We start from the raw sequence: 20,230 nt of genomic DNA, 5'->3' as shown, positions 1-20,230 counted from the left end.
ATTAAAGGAATAAGTGAGACAATGAACAGAGGGCTGCAAGGCATTGTGTTGTCGGTGGTGTTGTTTTTTACGGTGATGAGTCATGCAGAGACCTCCAACAAGCTGGAGAATATTGATTTCAGGGTCAACAAGGACAAAGAAGCGGTCATCATTATTGAACTGGCAACGACTACTGCGGTTGTCGATGTTCAGCGAGTGCAAGAAGGGTTGAGTATTGAACTGATCAATACTCAGGTTGACGACGATAAACTGTACCTACTGGACGTAAAGGACTTTGCGACTTTAGTTGAGGGGATTGAAGTCTTTAGGGAGTTGCCGAGCACTCGGCTGTTGGCAAACATCTCCAATGACTACCAATATGAGTACAACCTCAAAGGACGTTTTATTGAGGTTGTTGTGAGTCAGCCTAAGATCGATGAAGCTGCGATTGAGAAAAGTATCTTAGAAAAAGAGGGCAAACTGATATCGATTAACTTCCAAGATATCCCGGTACGAAATGTCTTGCAGCTGATTGCCGATTACAATGATTTCAATCTAGTCGTATCTGATTCGGTGGCAGGTAACCTAACTTTACGTTTAGATGGCGTACCTTGGCAGCAAGTTCTCGATATTATCTTGCAAGTTAAAGGCTTAGATAAACGTGTTGATGGCAACGTTATCTTGGTCGCACCGAAAGCGGAACTCGATCTTCGAGAGCAGCAAGCGCTCGAGAAATCGCGTTTAGAAGAGGAGTTGGGTGAACTCAAATCTGAAATCATCAAAATCAACTTTGCTAAAGCGACCGACATTGCCGACATGATTGGCGGTGAAGGTGCGGTGAGTATGTTGTCTGATCGAGGTTCAATTACCATTGATGAACGAACCAACTCAATGCTCATTCGTGAGTTGGAAGAAAACATTGCGGTGATCCGAGGCATCATTGAATCGCTAGATATTCCGGTGAAGCAAGTTCAGATAGAGGCGCGCATCGTAACTGTCACCGAGGGTAACCTGGATGAGCTTGGTGTGCGCTGGGGCGTTTCCTCAAACAACGGAAGCTTCACCGTTGGCGGTTCAATTGAAGGCAACCACCCATCGCAAATTACGCCGTATGACGATAATGGTGGGAATAGTGCGATTGATGATTATCTCAACGTCAATTTAGGGGCAACATCGCCGAACGCATCGAGTATTGCGTTTCAGGTTGCTAAGTTGGGTTCGGATACGCTGCTCGATCTTGAATTATCAGCGCTACAACAAGAATCTAAAGCCGAAATAATTTCGAGCCCACGCTTAATCACCACCAATAAAAAACCGGCTTATATTGAGCAAGGTACGGAAATTCCTTATTTGGAGTCCTCTTCAAGTGGTGCAACGTCGGTCGCATTTAAGAAAGCGGTATTAAGTTTGAAGGTGACACCGCAGATCACGCCAGATAACCGCTTAGTGTTGGACTTGAGTGTGACTCAAGATAGACCTGGGCAGGTAGTGAAAACAGGAACGGGCGAAGCAGTGGCCATTGATACTCAACGAATAGGAACGCAAGTGCTTGTTAATAATGGTGAAACGGTCGTACTTGGCGGGATTTTTCAACATAGTGTCAGCAGTACTGTCGACAAAGTTCCGCTGTTGGGCGACCTGCCAGTTTTAGGCGCATTGTTCCGTCGCAGCTATGAAAATGTAGGCAAAAGTGAACTACTTATTTTTGTTACACCTAAAGTTGTGATTCAGTAATGAACAATTAGATTAAAAATAAAGTTGCATTAGTGGCACCTAACCTTGATAATTTCGGGTCTTATCACGAATTATCTGTGAGGAATCGGTGCCACGGGCCTTTTAATTTCAGTACTTGTACTGACCTACCTTGTGGCGATGTCATTGAATTAACGTTGTAAATTACTGCTAAAAACATGGCTGAGAAACGCAATATTTTTCTTGTTGGCCCAATGGGCGCCGGCAAAAGTACAATTGGTAGACACCTAGCTTCCCAACTTCATATGGAGTTTTTAGACTCCGACACTGTGATCGAAGAGCGCACTGGCGCAGACATCGCATGGGTTTTTGATGTTGAGGGCGAAGATGGTTTCCGTAAGCGCGAAGAATCTGTAATCAACGATCTGACAGAAGAACAAGGTATTGTTCTTGCGACAGGTGGTGGTTCAGTGCTGAGCAAAGAAAACCGTAACCGTCTATCTGCACGAGGCATTGTTGTATACCTAGAGACAACAATTGAAAAGCAACTTGCTCGCACTAACCGCGACAAGAAACGCCCTCTACTTCAAACAGACAACCCGCGTGATGTGCTAGAAGATCTAGCTGTATCTCGCAACGCACTATACGAAGAAGTGGCGGACTACACAGTTCGTACTGACGACCAAAGTGCAAAAGTGGTAGCCAACCAGATCGTAAAAATGCTAGAAGAACGTTAAGTTCATTTTTCGGAGAGCAAACCCATGGAACGGATTACGGTCAATCTAGCTGAGCGTAGCTACCCTATCTCTATTGGCGCCGGGTTATTTGAAGACCCGGCGTACCTTTCTTTTTTATCAGGCAAACAGAAAGTTGTTGTTATCAGTAATGTAACAGTAGCGCCCCTTTATGCTGATAAAATTTTATCGTTATTGGATCAAGTTGGTTGTCAGACTTCTCTTTTAGAGTTGCCAGACGGCGAGCAGTATAAAACCCTTGAAACATTCAATTCAGTGATGAGCTACATGCTTGAAGGAAATTACAGCCGCGATGTGGTGGTAATTGCTTTGGGTGGTGGTGTTATCGGTGATTTGGTCGGTTTTGCTGCTTCTTGTTACCAACGCGGTATTGATTTCATTCAAATCCCGACGACACTTCTTTCTCAAGTGGATTCTTCTGTAGGCGGTAAAACTGCAGTGAACCATCCTCTTGGTAAGAACATGATCGGCGCTTTTTACCAACCAAAATCTGTCATCATCGATACTAACTGTTTAGCCACACTTCCTGAGCGTGAATTTGCAGCGGGTATTGCTGAGGTCATTAAATACGGCATCATTTATGATGAAGCTTTCTTTGATTGGTTGGAACTGAATCTAGAGAAACTTTATCAACTTGATGAACAAGCACTGATCACTGCTATTGCTCGTTGTTGTGCAATTAAAGCTGAAGTGGTTGCTATCGATGAAAAAGAGTCAGGAATCAGAGCGTTATTGAACCTAGGTCATACATTTGGTCATGCGATCGAAGCTGAACTAGGCTATGGTAATTGGCTACATGGTGAAGCTGTGTCTTCAGGTACTGTAATGGCAGCGAAAACTGCTCAATTACAGGGGCTGATTTCTCAGCAGCAACTTGAGCGAATTATTTCTATACTCAAGAATGCGAAACTGCCAATCCATACGCCAGAAAGCATGTCTTTTGAAGACTTTATGAAGCATATGATGCGAGATAAAAAAGTGCTGTCTGGTCAGTTACGTCTGGTATTGCCAACAAGTATTGGTACTGCTGAAGTGGTTGCTGATGTGCCTCAGGACATCATTAAACAAGCGATTGATTTCTGCCGTACTCTTTAAATTTGGTTGTGAGGTTGCCTAGCTAAACCCTAGGCAACTGAAGCGTTTTACTGATCGGTCTTATTCAGTAGGGATCCCCAATGAGTTTGGCTCATGAATTAAGAGTATTGGAGTTAGAGTCTCAAGTTGAGCTACTAGAACGCTTACAACTTTTGACGAACTTTGGTTCAAACCTTGTGACGGTAGCTGGTAAAGCTGGCTCTGGCCGTTCTTGGTTAGCTCAGCGTTATCTTGAAGCGTGGTCCACAGAAAAAAATCAGTGTTTACTGCTTTGCCATCCGAGCCAAGATGATCAACAACATCGAGCGCTTATTCTTAGCCAAATTGTTTCTGATCCACTGTTTAACCAACATGATTCCTTGTCAGATAGCCTTACTAGGTTACTTGACGGAGACTCGTGCAACGTGGTTATTGTTGTTGATGATGCCCACCGACTCTCAGAGCTATTAGTATCCGAATTATGGATGTTGGTACTTGAGGCTCAATCAAACCCTCAATGGACGATCAATATCGTTCTCTTTTCGGAAAGTGGCCACTTAGATACGTTATTAACACGTCTGAGTTACGGTCAGCAACACAAGCCTATCGATCTCGAGATCGATGACCTTTCACAATCAGAGGCTGAACATTTCTTTGAATCTCTGGTGATTCGATATGTAGATGATGAGTCTGAAACTCGCGTGCGACGTGCGTTTAATAAAGCACAACCTCTGCCCGGTGAGTTAATGGCTTTAGGAGAATTGAAAGTGGAAAAAAGGATTATTATTCGCTCAATTATTGGCTCGCCCATCAACATTGCAATAGTGGTGGCCTTGATGTTGGTTTTAATTGGTGGTGGTTATTGGTGGATGTTCAGTCAACCAACCCCTGACGATAAAGCGCAATCTCTTATTGCTCCCATTGAACAGACAGCTATCCCAACCTTTGAAGTGGAAAGTAGTTCCGAACAGGTTGGAGTCGACGGAGCGCTAAGTGCTGAAGCCGAAACTGACATGAGCTACCAAGGTGCTGATGATGATAGTTCATCTCTGCCACCAACCGTTGTTGAAGATACCGCTAGTGTTGGAGAGGTGGAGCAAGATCAGCAACGTGTCGTGATTACCTCTGATGTGGTTGATGCTCTACTTGACGATAAACCGGAGAGTGCCGATACCAGTGTGATTGATGCTGTTGTTGAAGAAAACACAGGTGACCCGGTTAGTCCACAGCCAGAATCAGAAAAGGTAGAGTCACAGCCTTCGATCGATGAAGAGTTAGACCTAACAAATTCAAATCCTCCGACGAAAAAGATCACTTTCTCATTTGCTCGCGAAGAGTTACAAGCTATCTCACCACGAGCTTATACTCTGCAGTTGAGTGCCATGACGTCATTAGAAGACGTTCAGTCTTTTATTGAAGAATATGAAGTCGAAGACAAGGTTCGTATCTATCCAACACTTCGTAATGACACCAAGTGGTTTATTATTACTTATCAAGATTATCCAACGATTCAAGTAGCTCGGGACGCGGTAAGTGCATTATCAAAACCACTTCAACAGTTGGAACCTTGGGCAAAATCGATGAATCAAGTGCATCGAGAGATAGAACGTGCGAAATAACCCTGAGCTTAGCCTCAAAATATGTTACATTCCGCAGCCTTATTTTTGAGTTGATAGATAGAGCAGTAAATGAAAAAGCAGCGTGCCTTTCTAAAATGGGCTGGTGGTAAATATGGCCTAGTTGAAGACATCCAACGTCACCTGCCACCTGCTCGTAAATTGGTAGAACCGTTTGTCGGTGCTGGTTCAGTATTTTTGAACACTGATTTTGAGCAGTACCTACTAGCCGATATCAATCCCGACCTTATCAACCTATATAACCTACTGAAAACCGACCCTGAAACGTACATCACTGAAGCAAAGCGTTGGTTCTGCCCTGAGAACAACCGCAAAGAAGTCTTTCTAGATATTCGAGCTCAGTTCAACGGTACAGATAACATCATGTATCGCTCGCTTGCTTTCTTGTATATGAACCGATTTGGCTTCAATGGCTTGTGTCGTTACAACAAGAAGGGCGGCTTTAACGTTCCGTTCGGTTCTTACAAAAAACCTTACTTCCCAGAAGCCGAGCTGGAGTTTTTTGCTGAGAAAGCGAAAAAAGCCACTTTCGTCTGTGAGGGATACCATGAAACCTTTAGCCGCGCCCGTAAAGGCTGCGTGGTTTATTGTGATCCCCCATACGCACCGTTGTCGAACACGGCTAACTTTACCTCTTATGCAGGTAATGGCTTCAGCTTAGATGATCAAGCGGCCTTGGCTGACGTTGCTGAAAGAGCAGCAATGGAGCGCGGTATTCCCGTTTTGATATCTAACCACGATACGACGTTAACACGTCGCTTATATCACGGGGCGGAGTTGAACGTGGTTAAGGTGAAACGCACTATCAGCCGTAATGGCGCGGGGCGTAATAAAGTTGATGAGCTACTGGCGCTTTTCCATAAAGAGAAAAACCAGCAACACGCATCTGCGGAATAGTACTGGTCAGAATAACCGCCAAACTCATTAAATTGAGTGACCAACGGATACTTTCTTAAACTAATCTTTCGAACTGCTAGGATCTGCTTAGGTGCTTAGGTAGAATTACGCCCTAAATAGCTTGTGTGTCTGTGTTTCTTTTGTGAACCAGCCATAGAGGCAGTGACGCCCGCATTTTACTCACTCTTAAGAGGTCAGGTATGAAAGATTTTCTAATCGCTCCATCTATTTTGTCTGCAGATTTTGCTCGTCTTGGTGAAGACGTAGAAAAAGTACTCGCAGCCGGTGCCGACGTTGTGCACTTTGATGTGATGGATAACCACTACGTACCTAACCTGACTTTTGGCGCGCCTATTTGTAAAGCACTGCGTGACTACGGTATTACTGCTCCTATCGATGTTCACCTAATGGTGAAGCCAGTAGACAGCATCGTACCTGAGTTCGCTAAAGCTGGCGCATCAATGATTACCTTCCACGTTGAAGCATCAGAGCACATAGATCGTACTCTACAGCTGATCAAAGAACACGGCTGTAAAGCAGGTGTTGTTCTAAACCCGGCAACACCGTTGTCTTGCTTAGATTACATCCTGGACAAAGTAGACATGATTCTACTGATGTCTGTGAACCCTGGCTTTGGCGGTCAATCTTTCATTCCACACACTCTTGATAAGCTGCGTGCTGTTCGTAAACTCATTGATGAGTCAGGCCGCGATATTCGCCTTGAGATTGATGGTGGCGTGAAAGTGGATAACATCCGTGAAATTGCAGAAGCGGGCGCTGATATGTTCGTTGCTGGCTCAGCAATCTTCAATCAACCGGATTACAAAGAAGTGATTGATGAGATGCGAGCAGAGCTTGCAAAAGTTAACGCATAAAAGTAGAACTAGGGTCTGTTGACCCAAACTAAAAATTTAGAATAAGGGGCTAATTAGCCCCTTTTTTACGTCTTGTAGCTCAACCTGTAAGATGAACATAATAAATAGGAAAGTAAGATGTCATTAAGCTCAATAAAACTGATCGCCTTTGATTTGGATGGAACCTTGTTAGACAGCGTACCGGATTTGGCTGTCGCGGCTGACCAAGCTTGTCGGGAGCTGGGTTTCCCTTCAGTAAGCGAAGAGCAAGTTCGCGACTATGTGGGTAATGGTGCTGACGTTCTTATCGGACGTTCACTCAGCCGCAACCTGACGGTTGATCCAAGCCTAGAGCCTGAGCTGCTAAAGAAAGCACGTATCCTGTTTGATGATTTCTACGAGCAGGGTGGTCATAAGCTGAGCCACCTTTACCCATCGGTTAAAGAGACACTCGCTGAGCTAGACAAAGCGGGCTTCACGATGGCGCTTGTCACCAACAAGCCCTCGAAATTTGTACCAGACGTTCTGGCGCAGCACGGTATCGGTAAGTACTTTGTTGATGTGTTGGGAGGCGACTCTTTCCCAGAGAAAAAGCCGAACCCAGTGGCGCTGAACTGGTTGCTAGAAAAGCACAATGTGAAGGCTGAAGAGATGCTGATGGTTGGTGATTCAAGCAACGACATCAAAGCCGCTAAGAATGCAGGCTGCCACTCGTTTGGTCTGACTTACGGCTACAACCACGGTGAGCCAATTTCAGCATCGAACCCTGACTATGTCGCAGACAACATTGCGCAATTACTAGATGTCGTTCTAGTTTCAGCATAAAGCGGACAAAAGTTAGCTAACCTACTAGCAAAATACTTATCAATGAGTACACTGGATGAGCCGTACAGAAGAGCTGTGCGGCTTTTCTATTTTAAAGTTAAGAAGCTAAGTTTTTCAGATACTACGTTAAGAAACTAAGTTAACGAGCTTAGCGAACAAGCAAAGGAATTAAAACCATGAGCAAGCCCATCGTATTGAGTGGTGTTCAACCATCTGGTGAACTAAGTATCGGTAACTACTTGGGTGCTCTACGTCAATGGCAACAGATGCAAGATGATTACGATTGCCAATACTGTGTTGTAGACCTTCACGCAATTACGGTTCGCCAAGATCCGAAAGCACTGCATGAAGCGACTCTAGACGCATTAGCAATCTGTCTTGCTGTCGGTGTTGATCCAAAGAAGAGCACGCTATTTGTTCAGTCACACGTACCAGAGCATGCTCAACTTGGTTGGCTTCTTAACTGTTACACACAAATGGGTGAACTGAGCCGTATGACTCAGTTCAAAGATAAGTCTGCACGTCACTCAAATGATGTAAACGTAGGCCTATACGACTACCCAGTTCTGATGGCTGCAGACATCCTGCTTTACGGTGCTCACCAGGTGCCGGTAGGTAGCGACCAGAAACAACACCTAGAGCTAGCGCGTGATATCGCAACTCGTTTCAACAACATCTACGGCCCTGAAACGCCAATCTTCCAAGTACCAGAACCTTACATTCCAACAGTGAATGCACGTGTTATGAGCCTGCAAGATGCGACTAAGAAAATGTCTAAGTCGGATGACAACCGTAAGAACGTAATTACTCTGCTAGAAGAGCCTAAGTCGATCATCAAGAAGATCAACAAAGCGCAAACCGATGCAGAAACGCCACCACGTATTGCTCACGATTGGGAAAACAAAGCGGGTATCTCTAACCTAATGGGTCTGTACTCTGCGGCGACGGGTAAAACGTTTGAAGAGATCGAAGCGCAATATCAAGGCGTTGAAATGTACGGTCCATTCAAGAAAGATGTAGGCGCAGCATTGGTTGAGATGCTTGAGCCGATTCAATCTGAATATCACCGTATCCGTGCTGATCGTGCCTACATGGATGCAGTAATGAAAGCGGGTGCTGAAAAAGCCTCTGAGCGTGCTGCAGTAACACTGAAAAAAGCATACGAAGCGGTAGGTTTTGTAACTCGCCCATAGAGTGAACTAAAATAACTCGCTTGAGAATTTGAGCCCAAAGTGACTTTGTTTACTTTGGGCTTTTTATTGCCCGCTCCATTTACCTTCCCAGTAAATCTCTTGTTTGAATTGATAATTTAAGCATTATTTAGCTAACATATTCATCATATTAATGCTGTGCAGACGATCCTGTTAATGAGTCTTTAAATTTATAAAATTCAGCTCGTTTCTATTTGTGTTGGAAATATATAACGTGCCAAACAATTGATGATTCCAAAGTGATAAGTTCCTCATTTTCTTGCCAACTGACTTATTCCTTTCATAAATAAACCTGATAGTTACCACAAAATACATGACTGCCCATAGATGGCAGTGACGATAAATCAATGTACTCAGGTGAAACGGATGGCTCTTTTACACAAACCTTCATTGCTAGCAGTGGCAATTGGTAGCTTGCTAACAGCAAGTGCACACGCTGATTTGTTTATTTCACAATATGTGGAAGGCGGCAGCTACAACAAAGCGGTTGAGATTGCCAATAACGGCGATAGCAGCATGAATTTAGATGGTTATTCACTGGCTAAGTCAGCGAACGGCAACGGATCATGGGGTGCCACTTTACCTTTGGATGGCCACGTTTTAGCGCCCGGTGATGTACTGGTAGTCGCACACTCTAGTGCGAGTGATGAGATTAAAGCGAAAGCTGACATCATTAATGCTTCTATCGCTAACCATAACGGTGATGACCCGTTAGCTATTTTGAATTCAGATGGTTCGATACATGATGTTGTTGGTTTGATGGGCGATGTAGACTGGGGCAAAGATGTTACTTTGGTTCGTGCGACACAAACACCTTCGGCGACGTTTGATGCTTCGCAATGGGTATCGCTACCAAAAGACAACATTGAAGGGCTAGGTTCATTAGACAGTGTTGAACTGCCAGAAGCGTTCACTTGTACACAAGATGGTTCTGACCCAGTATTCACCACCATTCAAGAGATCCAAGGTGAGGGCGCAACATCGCCGTTCGTTGATGGCTACCCATACATCACTGACGATGAGTATTTCGTCAAAGGTGTTGTGAGTGCGGTGACTACAGGCATAACCAAAGGTTTCTACCTGCAAGCACTTGATGACGACTTTAATTCAAGTACTTCTGAAGGCCTATTTATTCACACCAATCAATCGAGTTCAGAACTAGCTGCGGGCGATGTGGTGTGTGTGAAAGGTAAGGTTCAAGAATACTACAGCCATACTCAGCTTAAAGTTGAAAACAACCAATGGCTAAAACAGGGCGAACAACAAGCGCCTGAAGCAACTGCGATTGAAGCTCTAGACAGTGATGAGAACTTCGCTGCAACGCTTGAACGCTACGAAGGCATGTTGGTGAAAACGACGGAAGCGCTTGATATGCGTGTCACTCGTACCTTTGGTTATGACTACGCAGGTCGTCGTAACAACATGGTACTGGCGCATGAGCGTATTAACATGCAACCGAACCAGCTTTTCGCAGCAGGTTCTGAAGACGCGAAACAACAAACGGAAGATAACGCAGACCGTCGTCTTTTCGTTGAAACCGATCAAAAAGCGGCTGACGGACAAGTACCTTTCTACCCAGACTTTGGCCGCACCGATATCGACCAAGATGGTTCGACGGAAGACTACATCCGTATCGATGACACCATTGTTGGCCTAGAAGGTGTGCTGACTTACAGCTACGGCGAGTACCGCTTAGTGACAACCAACCAGATCTCGGCTGAGAACTTTGTACGTAATGACCCACGCACTGACAAGCCTGATATGGATGAAGGTGATCTACGTATCGCGACTTTTAATGTCTTGAACTACTTTAACTCTCCATTTGGTGGTGACGCGAATCAGCATGGTAACAATCGTGGCGCGAACACCATCACTGAATTTGAGATGCAGCAAGAGAAGATTGTGAATGCGATTCTTCGCTTAGACGCTGACATTATTGGTTTGATGGAAATTGAGAACAACGGCTTTGGTGAAGGCTCTGCCATTCAGCAGCTTGTTAACCAACTGAATGACCGCATTGAGCGCAAGAAAGACCGCTATACTTTTGTGGCTGTCGATTCGAACGAAGATGGCGTGACCGACGAGATGGACTCGATTGGTACTGATGTCATTACAACAGGTGTTATTTACCGTAAGAAAGTAGTTAAGCTTAAAGACAGCCGTGTTATCGCGATGCCAAGCCAACAAGCGCCAGAAGTGTTAGATGATTCTGGCAAGGTGATTGAAGACGGTAAGAACTACCAGCGCGACTCATTGGCGCCAACCTTTAAAGTTAAAGGCACCAAAGAGAAACTCACCGTAGCGATCAACCACTTTAAATCGAAAGGTTCTAAGTGTTGGGAAGATGCAGCTCCTGTCGAGCAGGGCGGTCAAGGTGGTGTTGATGCTGATAAGCAAGGTTCATGTGAGAACTTCCGTGTTGCTGCGGCAGTTGCATTAGGTGAAGCGCTAGACGGCATTAAAGGCCATAAAGTGATTCTGGGTGATATGAACTCGTACGGCATGGAAGACCCAATGCTGGTACTGACGGATTACTCTGAAGAGAAATACGGTAAGAAAATCAAAGCGGCGCGTAACACTTACATTGACGGCGTCGAGCAGTTTGGTGACAGCGGTGCTGTGATCACTAAGAACTACGGCTACATTAATGCTGTGGCTCAAAAGCACCCAAACAGCTGGAGCTACTCATACAATGATGAAGTCGGTGCCTTGGATCATTTGTTGATCAGTGACAGCTTGAAAGATAGGGTTGTTGATGCGACCGATTGGCACATCAATGGTGGTGAGTCGACGTTGTTTGACTACAACGAAGAGTTCAAAGCTGACCTACCTAAGTACCAAGATCACTTCCGTTCATCGGATCATGATCCTGCTGTTCTTGAACTGCGAGTAGGCGGTTCTTTCGGCTTCGGTGCACTGATGTCATTGTTTGGTTTAGCAATGTGGCGTCGTCGCCAGTAGCGACATCGTTAACTGCGCAAGCCAGCTGATACAGGTAACTGAAAGTTATCTGTAAACAATTAAGGTCAACTTAGGTTGGCCTTAATTATTGGCGAAATGCAGTTTCCACTTGCCTTTCGCCATGGGTATTGCACAATACCGCCCCTATATCTCTCAATCATTTAGTATTTAGCAAACGATTTCGACCCATGTTACTTATCATCGATAACTACGACTCTTTTACCTATAACTTGTATCAGTATTTCTGTGAGTTAGGGGTCACTGTGAAAGTTGTTCGCAACGATGAGATTGATATTGCGGGTATCGAATCGCTGAACCCTAGCCATCTTGTTATCTCTCCGGGTCCTTGTACGCCGAATGATGCGGGAATCTCTCTGCAAGTCATTGAGCACTTCGTGGGTAAGTTGCCGATCTTAGGTGTGTGTCTTGGTCATCAAGCCATTGCTCAAGTCTTTGGTGGTGAAGTGGTGAGAGCCAGACAAGTGATGCATGGTAAAACCTCTCCGATCCGTCATAACGGTAAGAGCGTTTTTCAAGGTCTCAATAATCCTCTGACTGTGACTCGTTACCACTCTTTAGTGGTGAAAAATGGTACGCTCCCTGACTGCTTTGAACTCACTTCTTGGACAGAGTTTGAAGATGGCAGTATGGATGAGATCATGGGTTATCAACACAAAACCTTGCCGATTGATGCCGTCCAATTTCACCCTGAATCGATTAAAACAGAGCAAGGACACCAGCTTCTTGCTAACTTCTTAGCGCGTTGAGTGTTTAAATTTGGCTTTTCATTCGTTCAAATAAGCCAGTTAAACGTATTACCTCGTTTGTTAAGCGTTTTAATTCGGGCGCGCCGCGTCTTCATCCCTCTGACGCCGATCACTTTTTATAACATTTCTCCCTCTTCAGGCTAAGTTTTTAGTCTATGCAATATTATTCGCCTTATTTCCTCTCGAACCCCTTATACCGCTGTACCAGTAAGGCTTTGCTGTTGATGGATAGACGTTTAGTTAAAAAAAGCTTCATAAAACAGATTGTTTGATGCATAAATAGTCATAGGTAGTGGCGTTTAGCTGGTTGTTAGGGATGGCTAAAGAATAATCTACTATTGAAAAGGTTAATTAAATGTAAATATAATGCTGCAGCGGGATTATGGCGGGACAAAATATCTTTATCTCACTTATGAACCATTACGCTTATTTGCGAAGCTTGCGGTATCGAGAAGGAATGTACGATGACAGTGGAAAATAATGTAGAACGTAGTCTTTTTAATGAGGTGATGGTGCCTTGTTATAACCCAATGGAAATGATCCCGGTAAAAGGGGAAGGCGCACGCGTTTGGGACCAACAAGGCCGAGAGTATATCGACTTTGCTGGCGGTATCGCTGTGAGCTGCTTGGGTCACTGTCACCCAGCAATGGTGAATGCCGTTACTGAGCAAGCAAACAAGATTTGGCATCTGAGTAACGTGATGACCAACGAACCTGCACTGCGTCTAGCGAAGAAGCTAACCGACGTATGTTTTGCAGAAAAAGTATTTTTTGCCAACTCTGGCGCAGAAGCGAATGAAGCAGCATTGAAGTTGGCTCGTCGTTGGGCGGCAGATGTTCATGGCCCTGAGAAATCTGAAATCATTGCATTCAAACAAGGTTTCCATGGTCGTACTTTCTTTACTGTAACTGTAGGTGGTCAAGAAGCTTATTCTGACGGCTTCGGTCCTAAACCGGGCGATGTAACTCACCTGCCTTACAATGATATTGCCGCGCTAGAAGCGCACATCTCTGATCGCACATGTGCAATCATGATGGAACCTCTGCAAGGTGAGGGTGGCATCATCTCTCCAACCTCTGAGTTTGTGAACACGGTTCGTGAGCTGTGTGACAAGCACAATGCGCTGCTTATTTTTGATGAAGTGCAAACAGGTAATGGCCGTACGGGCAATTTTTATGCGTATCAAGGCCTAGGTGTGACACCTGATATCTTAAGTACAGCAAAATCACTCGGTGGTGGTTTCCCTATCGGCGCGATGCTAACAACGACTGAACTCGCGACACACCTAAAAGTCGGTACGCACGGTTCAACATACGGCGGTAACCCACTAGCGTGTGCCGTTGCTGAAGCGGTTGTTGACGTCGTTAGCCAACCAGAAACCTTAGCTGGCGTAAAAGAGCGTGAAGCGCTGTTTCGTGACGGCTTAGCTAAGATTAATGACAAATATCAAATATTCAGTGAAGTTCGTGGTAAAGGCCTATTGTTAGGCGCTGCACTAAATGACGAGTGGCAAGGACGTGCACGTGACGTATTAGTAGCGGCAGGCGAACAAGGCTTGATGGTACTGGTTGCGGGTGCAAACGTGGTTCGTTTTACGCCATCACTGGTTATTACTACACAAGAAATTGAAGAAGGCTTATCAAAACTAGACAAAGCAATCGCTACGCTAGTTTAGCCTAAGCGGCGTCATCGGAATGATCGCCATTAGAGCGATCCCATGACGTTTTGCTAAAGGCCCAAGCTTCTGGTTTTGGGCCTATTTTGCATCTGGAGGGAATATTGATGCTAGTTGTTCGCCCAATTAAACTATCTGATTACGACGCGTTGCATACCTGCGCTGTTGAGTCAGGACATGGATTCACATCTCTTCCGGTTAACGAAGAACTGTTAACCAATCGTATTACTCACTCTGAATACAGCTTCGCGAAACAAGACGTGACCGAGCCCGGTGATGAAGGCTACCTGATGGTTGGCTACGATACCGAAACCGGAGAAGTGGCGGGTACGACCGGCATAGAAGCCTCGATTGGCTGGGATGTACCGTTTTATTCTTACCATATCAGCAAAGTAGTCCACTCATCACAAAAGCTAGGCGTGAACAACGTCGTTAAGCTACTGACTTTCGGTAATAACTACACCGGGTGCAGTGAGATCTGTACGCTATTTTTGCGTCCAGATTTCCGTGGCGGCTTGAACGGTCGTTTGATGTCGAAGTGTCGGTTTTTGATCATGGCGGAACACCCAGAGCGTTTCTCAAAAACGATTTTTGCTGAGATGCGTGGTGTATCGGATGTCGAAGGCAACTCTCCTTTCTGGCAATGGCTGCAAGAGCACTTCTTCTCGATTGATTTCACGCTTGCTGATTACCTAACCGGTATTGGTAAGAAAGGCTTCATTGCTGACCTAATGCCGAAGCTACCTATCTATGTGAACCTGCTGAGCAAAGAAGCTCAGGCGGTGATCGGAGAGGTACATGATAATACGCGCCCTGCACTTAAGTTGCTGGAACGTGAAGGTTTCACTAACCGAGGCTACGTTGACATCTTTGATGCGGGGCCAACGGTTGAATGTGATTTAAGAAACATTGAATCGGTACGTTATGCGATTCGTGCTCAAGTAAAAATTGCAGAGCACTCCAGCTCTAAAGACTTCCTAATTGGTAATACCTCGTTCGAGAACTTCCGCGCAGTCGCTGCGAAAGGTGCGTATGACCAAGCAAGTGACACAGTGATTTTATCATCTGAAGTAGCAAGCGCTCTTGAAGTAAAAGAAGGCGAATTCGTTCGCATGTTAGCTCAGTAAGAGCAGCGATTATCTGTCGAAGATTTTAAGGATAGAAGTATGACTCAGTGGATAGCAGGACAATGGGTGGCAGGTCAAGGTGACGCCATGGCATCAGTAAGCCCATACAATAATGAAGTAGTATGGCAGGGTGATAGCGCAACTCCTGCACAGGTTGAATCTGCAGTAGCAGCGGCTCGTGAAGCCTTCTTAGTTTGGAAAAAACTGAGCTTTGCCGAGCGTGAAGCGATCGTGTTGAATTTTGCTGAGAAAGTTAAAGAGAACAGCGAAGAAATAGCACAAATTATTGCAAAAGAGACGGGGAAACCGATTTGGGAAACGCGTACTGAAGCGGGCGCGATGGCGGGCAAAATTGCTATCTCTATTCGTGCTTACCATGAACGTACTGGTGAAGCTTCACGTGAAGCTGCAGGCAACCAAATTGTACTGCGTCATCGTCCATTAGGCGTAATGGCAGTATTTGGTCCTTATAACTTCCCTGGTCATCTACCTAACGGTCATATTGTTCCAGCACTGCTATCGGGTAATACCGTGGTATTTAAGCCGTCAGAGCAGACACCTTGGACGGGTGAGTTTGCGATGAAACTATGGCAAGAAGCTGGCCTTCCTGCTGGCGTAATTAACCTAGTACAAGGTGCCAAAGAGACAGGTATCGCACTGGCTGATGCTAAAGGCCTTGATGGCGTGCTGTTCACAGGTAGTGCCAATACCGGTCATATCCTGCATCGTCAATTCGCGGGCCAACCGGGCAAGATGCTGGCACTAGAAATGGGCGGCAACAACCCTATGGTGATCAGCGACCAATACGGTGATGCAGACGCAACGGTATACACTATCATCCAATCAGCTTTCATCAGTGCGGGTCAACGTTGTACATGTGCACGTCGCTTGTATGTTCCAATAGGAGATAAGGGCGATCAACTACTGGATAAGCTCGTTGCTGCGACCTTGAAAATTCGTGTCGATCAGCCATTCGCTGAGCCAGCACCCTTCATGGGCCCACAGATCTCTGAAGCTGCGGCTAAGTTCATTCTGGACGCACAAGCGAATCTGCAATCGTTAGGCGGTGTAAGTCTAGTAGAAGCAAAAGCGGGTCAAGCGGCGTTTGTTTCTCCTGGTATTATCGACGCAACCAACATTGCTGAACTGCCGGATGAAGAGTACTTTGGTCCATTGCTACAAGTGGTCCGTTATCAATCGCTAGAGCAAGCGGTTGAGCTAGCTAACGACACACGCTTTGGTTTATCTGCTGGCTTAGTATCAACAGATGATTCTGAATGGGAATACTTTGTTGACCATATCCGTGCGGGCATTGTTAACCGTAACCGCCAGCTAACAGGCGCAAGTGGCGATGCTCCATTTGGTGGTCCAGGTGCTTCGGGCAACTTACGCCCAAGTGCTTACTACGCGGCTGACTACTGTGCTTACCCTATGGCTTCAATGGAAGGTGGCGAAACTCAACTTCCGGCAACGTTTAGCCCAGGTATTGAGCTTTAATTTAGGCTAATGAGTCTTAGGCTTATGCGTTAAGTTTGAAATAGGAAGCGGTGCTATCGCTTCCTTTTTCCATCACGCCCAACACCTAGATTGGGCGGTAGATAATAATAGAAAAGTATGTCACAGGCTGATGGCTGCTGACTCTGTGTCTCAGCCTCTCCCTTTCTAATCCAAATTACTAGCTTGCTAGAACCTCTGACAAGGAGTCACCATGACGCCCGATCTACTCTTTAAATCACTTTGGGACGATTACATTCACAGGCTTTGTCCATCGGCTGAGAAAGTACATCACTTGCTGAAAGAAGACGAAGCTCTGATTAATGATCACATTGCACTGCGTACTTTCAATGTTGCTCCGCTAGGTATTGAAACATTGGCTAAGCCTTTCCTTGAGCTAGGTTATAAAGCGTGTGGCGATTACTTGTTTGAGAGTAAGAAGCTAGTCGCGAAGCATTACGAGCACCCAGATCCAAATCAACCTAAAGTGTTCATTAGTGAGTTGAAGGTCGAAGAGTGTTCAAGTGACTTACAACAGATCGTTGCTAAATTGGTTGAGCAAGTCGACGTAAGCAAGCTTCAAGGCCATGAATTCTTATTTGGTGGTCGTCTATGGGACTTGAGCTTCGCAGATTTCCAAGTGCTTGCAAAAGAAAGTGAATACGCGTCTTGGCTCGCAGCTCATGGTTACGGTGCCAACCACTTTACAGTGAGCGTTAATCAACTCGATGCTTTTGATGAAGTGCAGGCAGTGAATGATTATTTGAGCGAATCAGGCTTCACGATCAATGCATCTGGTGGCCAGGTTAAAGGCTCTCCAGAGGTCTTATTAGAGCAATCATCAACAATGGCAGATAAAGTCCCAGTTTCATTTGTTGAGGGCAATGAGATGATTCCTGGAGGCTTCTATGAGTTCGCTAAGCGTTATGCGATGGCTAATGGTGAGCTTTATACCGGTTTTGTGGCAGCATCGGCTGACAAGATCTTCGAAAGCACTAACGGTTAAAGAAAGATACGAGTACGGACTTTACCCTAAAGATGCAGATAGGCTTCGCTTCGAGAGTGTTTGCGCTTCGAAGCTGTAGGTGTTTCATTCGTATTTTCTTTGTAGATCTTTAGAAAACAAAAAAGCCACCAAATTTGCATTTGGTGGCTTTCAAATTTTAGGCTCAGTTAATCGAGATTAACGAGTGCCATATACCACGATAGTTTTACCGTGTGCAGAAATTAGGTTCTGCTCTTCTAGCATCTTCAAGATACGACCAACTGTCTCACGAGAACAACCAACGATCTGGCCAATCTCTTGGCGAGTGATCTTGATTTGCATGCCGTCAGGGTGAGTCATTGCATCTGGTTGTTTTGCTAGGTTTAGTAGCGTTTGTGCGATACGACCAGTTACGTCAAGGAACGCTAAGTCACCAACTTTTTGGCTAGTTACTTGTAGACGGTTTGCCATTTGCGCTGATAGACGCATTAGGATGTCTGGGTTCACTTGGATAAGTTGACGGAATTTCTTGAAAGAAATTTCAGCTACTTCACAAGGAGATTTTGCACGAACCCAAGCTGTACGCTCTTGGTCTTCTTCGAATAAGCCTAGCTCACCGATGAAGTCGCCTTGGTTTAGGTAAGAAAGAATCATTTCCTTACCTTCTTCGTCTTTGATAAGAACTGCCACAGAACCTTTAACAATGTAGTACAAGGTTTCTGCCTTTTCACCAGCATGAATCAAAGTACTTTTTGATGGGTACTTATGAATATGACAGTGTGAAAGGAACCACTCTAATGTTGGATCGGTTTGAGGTTTACCTAGAACCATAATATCTCACTTCCTCTGCAGGGTATGCTTGCCGCTTTCCGTATTTTAGCTAAGCCTGGATTGACTTGTAGGATAAGAGCACTCGTTGAGCGCTGCAAGCTATCTTGTGTTTCGTTTAAGAATAGTATCCTTTTTCAGGTACTATTTCTTGATTTTAATCGTGACCAAGCTACGATTTTTTACGCAAAATTGTGCACATGATCACGGTATGAAAAGTAATCAACCAGAATGGTGCTCTGTTAACCAATTTTTCCGGTTTCGATGAGTTGTTGTAGGATCGGCCTTACAATGAGCTCCATAGCAAAACTCATCTTCCCTCCTGGTACCACAAGCGTGTTGTGGCGAGACATAAATGAGCCATCAATCATAGCTAAAAGGTAAGGGAAATCGACGTTTTTGATGCCGCGCAAACGTATAACAACGAAGCTTTCGTCTAAACTTGGGATCCCTTTAGCGTTGAGAGGGTTTGATGTGTCTACCGTTGGAACACGCTGAAAGTTGATGTGAGTACGCGAAAACTGAGGAGTAATGTAGTTAAGGTAATCATCCATCGAGCGAACAATCGAGTCCATTACTGCTTCACGAGAATGACCACGATCGCGTGTGTCGCGAACGAATTTCTGGATCCATTCTAAGTTGACGATAGGTACCATGCCGATCAGCAAGTCGACGTGTTGAGAAACATTGATATCGCCATCAACCACACCGCCGTGCAGGCCTTCGTAAAACATCACATCTGAATTTTCTGGGATCTCTTGCCATGGCGTAAAGGTGCCTGGCATTTGATTGTAAGGAACGGCTTCATCGAACGTGTGCAGGTAGCTACGTACCTTGCCTGTACCTTCGTTACCGTATTTACGGAAGAACTCTTCTAGCGCACCAAAGTCGTTGGCTTGTGGACCAAAGTAGCTGATGTGCTTACCTTGCTCGCGCGCTTTACGGATCTCGACATCCATCTCTGGTCGAGTGAAGCGATGGAAACTATCCCCTTCAACCCAAGCGGCCTTCACGTCCATCATATTGAACATTTTACGGAAGGCTTCTGAGGTGGTGGTGGTGCCGGCTCCTGATGAACCCGTCACCGCAATAATTGGATGTTTAGCGGACATGACAACCCTTGTCTTTTGAGTAACTTACTTGTTAGCAATCGTTTACCACTATAACACGGCTCCTTTATGAGCGCAGCCTAGAAGCGTTTTGTGACTTGAATATCAACGGTTTCATGCAGCTCAGAAAATACGATACTGACTTCTCCTGAGGCTAATTGATGTTTCACTTGGTCAATCTTGTTTTGCAATGAAACCTCTACATCACCGTAGTCTGTACCTTCACGCAGCACGAACTCTTTGATGAGGTTTTCCAGTGTTTCTGGTGCAATGTCTTGCCATGGGATGATCATAAATACTTCTCTCTTTTATGTTCATGGATATGTTGATAACTATGTTTATTAATTAGTAATGTTTTT

Annotated in this window: 17 protein-coding genes; 14 read left to right on the top strand and 3 right to left on the bottom strand. The window is 45.2% G+C overall.

Annotated elements, in window-relative coordinates; all coding sequences use genetic code 11:
• Window positions 1–21 precede the first annotated feature (21 nt).
• From IQO02_RS02590 to IQO02_RS02525, 14 genes are all read left to right on the top strand, one after another.
• Window positions 22–1,713 (top strand): type IV pilus secretin PilQ, encoded by a 1,692-nt coding sequence (locus IQO02_RS02590; protein WP_010435279.1) that lies wholly within the window; start codon window positions 22–24, stop codon window positions 1,711–1,713.
• A gap of 176 nt (window positions 1,714–1,889) precedes the next feature.
• The gene (aroK, locus tag IQO02_RS02585; RefSeq protein ID WP_009848907.1) at window positions 1,890–2,408 is read left to right on the top strand and encodes a shikimate kinase AroK; all 519 of its coding nucleotides are present in this window, start codon (window positions 1,890–1,892) and stop codon (window positions 2,406–2,408) included.
• Between the two features lie 24 nt (window positions 2,409–2,432).
• Window positions 2,433–3,521, top strand: a complete 1,089-nt coding sequence (gene aroB, locus IQO02_RS02580) for a 3-dehydroquinate synthase (RefSeq protein ID WP_010435273.1) — start codon at window positions 2,433–2,435, stop codon at window positions 3,519–3,521.
• Between the two features lie 80 nt (window positions 3,522–3,601).
• The gene (locus IQO02_RS02575) at window positions 3,602–5,119 is read left to right on the top strand and encodes an SPOR domain-containing protein (protein ID WP_016767990.1); all 1,518 of its coding nucleotides are present in this window, start codon (window positions 3,602–3,604) and stop codon (window positions 5,117–5,119) included.
• 69 nt (window positions 5,120–5,188) lie between these two features.
• Window positions 5,189–6,034, top strand: coding sequence for a Dam family site-specific DNA-(adenine-N6)-methyltransferase (locus IQO02_RS02570; RefSeq protein ID WP_010435266.1), 846 nt, complete (start codon window positions 5,189–5,191; stop codon window positions 6,032–6,034).
• Between the two features lie 200 nt (window positions 6,035–6,234).
• The gene (gene rpe / locus IQO02_RS02565; protein ID WP_010435263.1) at window positions 6,235–6,909 is read left to right on the top strand and encodes a ribulose-phosphate 3-epimerase; all 675 of its coding nucleotides are present in this window, start codon (window positions 6,235–6,237) and stop codon (window positions 6,907–6,909) included.
• Window positions 6,910–7,026: 117 nt separating this feature from the next.
• Window positions 7,027–7,713, top strand: coding sequence for a phosphoglycolate phosphatase (locus IQO02_RS02560; RefSeq protein WP_016767991.1), 687 nt, complete (start codon window positions 7,027–7,029; stop codon window positions 7,711–7,713).
• A gap of 176 nt (window positions 7,714–7,889) precedes the next feature.
• Window positions 7,890–8,906, top strand: a complete 1,017-nt coding sequence (gene trpS / locus IQO02_RS02555) for a tryptophan--tRNA ligase (protein ID WP_010435234.1) — start codon at window positions 7,890–7,892, stop codon at window positions 8,904–8,906.
• Between the two features lie 384 nt (window positions 8,907–9,290).
• A complete protein-coding gene (locus IQO02_RS02550) occupies window positions 9,291–11,885 on the top strand; it encodes an ExeM/NucH family extracellular endonuclease (protein ID WP_016792192.1) in 2,595 nt (864 codons plus the stop codon).
• Window positions 11,886–12,073: 188 nt separating this feature from the next.
• The gene (locus IQO02_RS02545; RefSeq protein ID WP_010435229.1) at window positions 12,074–12,652 is read left to right on the top strand and encodes an aminodeoxychorismate/anthranilate synthase component II; all 579 of its coding nucleotides are present in this window, start codon (window positions 12,074–12,076) and stop codon (window positions 12,650–12,652) included.
• Between the two features lie 464 nt (window positions 12,653–13,116).
• Window positions 13,117–14,328: an aspartate aminotransferase family protein gene (locus IQO02_RS02540; protein ID WP_010435225.1), complete on the top strand. Its 1,212-nt coding sequence runs from the start codon at window positions 13,117–13,119 to the stop codon at window positions 14,326–14,328.
• A 107-nt stretch (window positions 14,329–14,435) separates the two neighbouring features.
• Window positions 14,436–15,455 carry an arginine N-succinyltransferase gene (gene astA, locus IQO02_RS02535; protein ID WP_010435223.1) on the top strand — a complete coding sequence of 340 codons (1,020 nt, stop codon included), beginning with the start codon at window positions 14,436–14,438 and terminating at the stop codon, window positions 15,453–15,455.
• A 39-nt stretch (window positions 15,456–15,494) separates the two neighbouring features.
• Window positions 15,495–16,952, top strand: a complete 1,458-nt coding sequence (gene astD / locus IQO02_RS02530; RefSeq protein WP_010435219.1) for a succinylglutamate-semialdehyde dehydrogenase — start codon at window positions 15,495–15,497, stop codon at window positions 16,950–16,952.
• 211 nt (window positions 16,953–17,163) lie between these two features.
• Window positions 17,164–17,955: a DUF1338 domain-containing protein gene (locus IQO02_RS02525; RefSeq protein ID WP_010435216.1), complete on the top strand. Its 792-nt coding sequence runs from the start codon at window positions 17,164–17,166 to the stop codon at window positions 17,953–17,955.
• A gap of 177 nt (window positions 17,956–18,132) precedes the next feature.
• On the opposite strand, the gene crp is transcribed toward IQO02_RS02525, so the two are convergent.
• From crp to IQO02_RS02510, 3 genes are all read right to left on the bottom strand, one after another.
• Complete coding sequence (crp, locus tag IQO02_RS02520) at window positions 18,133–18,765, bottom strand: cAMP-activated global transcriptional regulator CRP (protein ID WP_004729651.1); 633 nt, start codon at window positions 18,763–18,765, stop codon at window positions 18,133–18,135.
• Window positions 18,766–19,004: 239 nt separating this feature from the next.
• On the bottom strand, window positions 19,005–19,874 hold the full coding sequence (locus tag IQO02_RS02515) for a phosphoribulokinase (protein ID WP_010435210.1): 870 nt from the start codon (window positions 19,872–19,874) through the stop codon (window positions 19,005–19,007).
• Between the two features lie 77 nt (window positions 19,875–19,951).
• Window positions 19,952–20,164: a YheU family protein gene (locus IQO02_RS02510; protein WP_010435208.1), complete on the bottom strand. Its 213-nt coding sequence runs from the start codon at window positions 20,162–20,164 to the stop codon at window positions 19,952–19,954.
• Window positions 20,165–20,230: the final 66 nt, after the last annotated feature.

This window comes from Vibrio sp. OPT24 (assembly GCF_015163545.1).
GTDB classification, from domain to species: domain Bacteria; phylum Pseudomonadota; class Gammaproteobacteria; order Enterobacterales; family Vibrionaceae; genus Vibrio; species Vibrio cyclitrophicus.
The sequence above is the reverse complement of the archived record's forward strand: the minus strand, read 5'-3'. Positions and strand labels throughout refer to the sequence as shown.

Coding starts and splice junctions, on each gene's coding strand:
- IQO02_RS02590 (WP_010435279.1), top strand. CDS start 22: ATGAACAGAGGGCTGCAAGGCATTGTGTTGTCGGTGGTGTTGTTTTTT.
- aroK (WP_009848907.1), top strand. CDS start 1,890: ATGGCTGAGAAACGCAATATTTTTCTTGTTGGCCCAATGGGCGCCGGC.
- aroB (WP_010435273.1), top strand. CDS start 2,433: ATGGAACGGATTACGGTCAATCTAGCTGAGCGTAGCTACCCTATCTCT.
- IQO02_RS02575 (WP_016767990.1), top strand. CDS start 3,602: ATGAGTTTGGCTCATGAATTAAGAGTATTGGAGTTAGAGTCTCAAGTT.
- IQO02_RS02570 (WP_010435266.1), top strand. CDS start 5,189: ATGAAAAAGCAGCGTGCCTTTCTAAAATGGGCTGGTGGTAAATATGGC.
- rpe (WP_010435263.1), top strand. CDS start 6,235: ATGAAAGATTTTCTAATCGCTCCATCTATTTTGTCTGCAGATTTTGCT.
- IQO02_RS02560 (WP_016767991.1), top strand. CDS start 7,027: ATGTCATTAAGCTCAATAAAACTGATCGCCTTTGATTTGGATGGAACC.
- trpS (WP_010435234.1), top strand. CDS start 7,890: ATGAGCAAGCCCATCGTATTGAGTGGTGTTCAACCATCTGGTGAACTA.
- IQO02_RS02550 (WP_016792192.1), top strand. CDS start 9,291: ATGGCTCTTTTACACAAACCTTCATTGCTAGCAGTGGCAATTGGTAGC.
- IQO02_RS02545 (WP_010435229.1), top strand. CDS start 12,074: ATGTTACTTATCATCGATAACTACGACTCTTTTACCTATAACTTGTAT.
- IQO02_RS02540 (WP_010435225.1), top strand. CDS start 13,117: ATGACAGTGGAAAATAATGTAGAACGTAGTCTTTTTAATGAGGTGATG.
- astA (WP_010435223.1), top strand. CDS start 14,436: ATGCTAGTTGTTCGCCCAATTAAACTATCTGATTACGACGCGTTGCAT.
- astD (WP_010435219.1), top strand. CDS start 15,495: ATGACTCAGTGGATAGCAGGACAATGGGTGGCAGGTCAAGGTGACGCC.
- IQO02_RS02525 (WP_010435216.1), top strand. CDS start 17,164: ATGACGCCCGATCTACTCTTTAAATCACTTTGGGACGATTACATTCAC.
- crp (WP_004729651.1), bottom strand. CDS start 18,765: ATGGTTCTAGGTAAACCTCAAACCGATCCAACATTAGAGTGGTTCCTT.
- IQO02_RS02515 (WP_010435210.1), bottom strand. CDS start 19,874: ATGTCCGCTAAACATCCAATTATTGCGGTGACGGGTTCATCAGGAGCC.
- IQO02_RS02510 (WP_010435208.1), bottom strand. CDS start 20,164: ATGATCATCCCATGGCAAGACATTGCACCAGAAACACTGGAAAACCTC.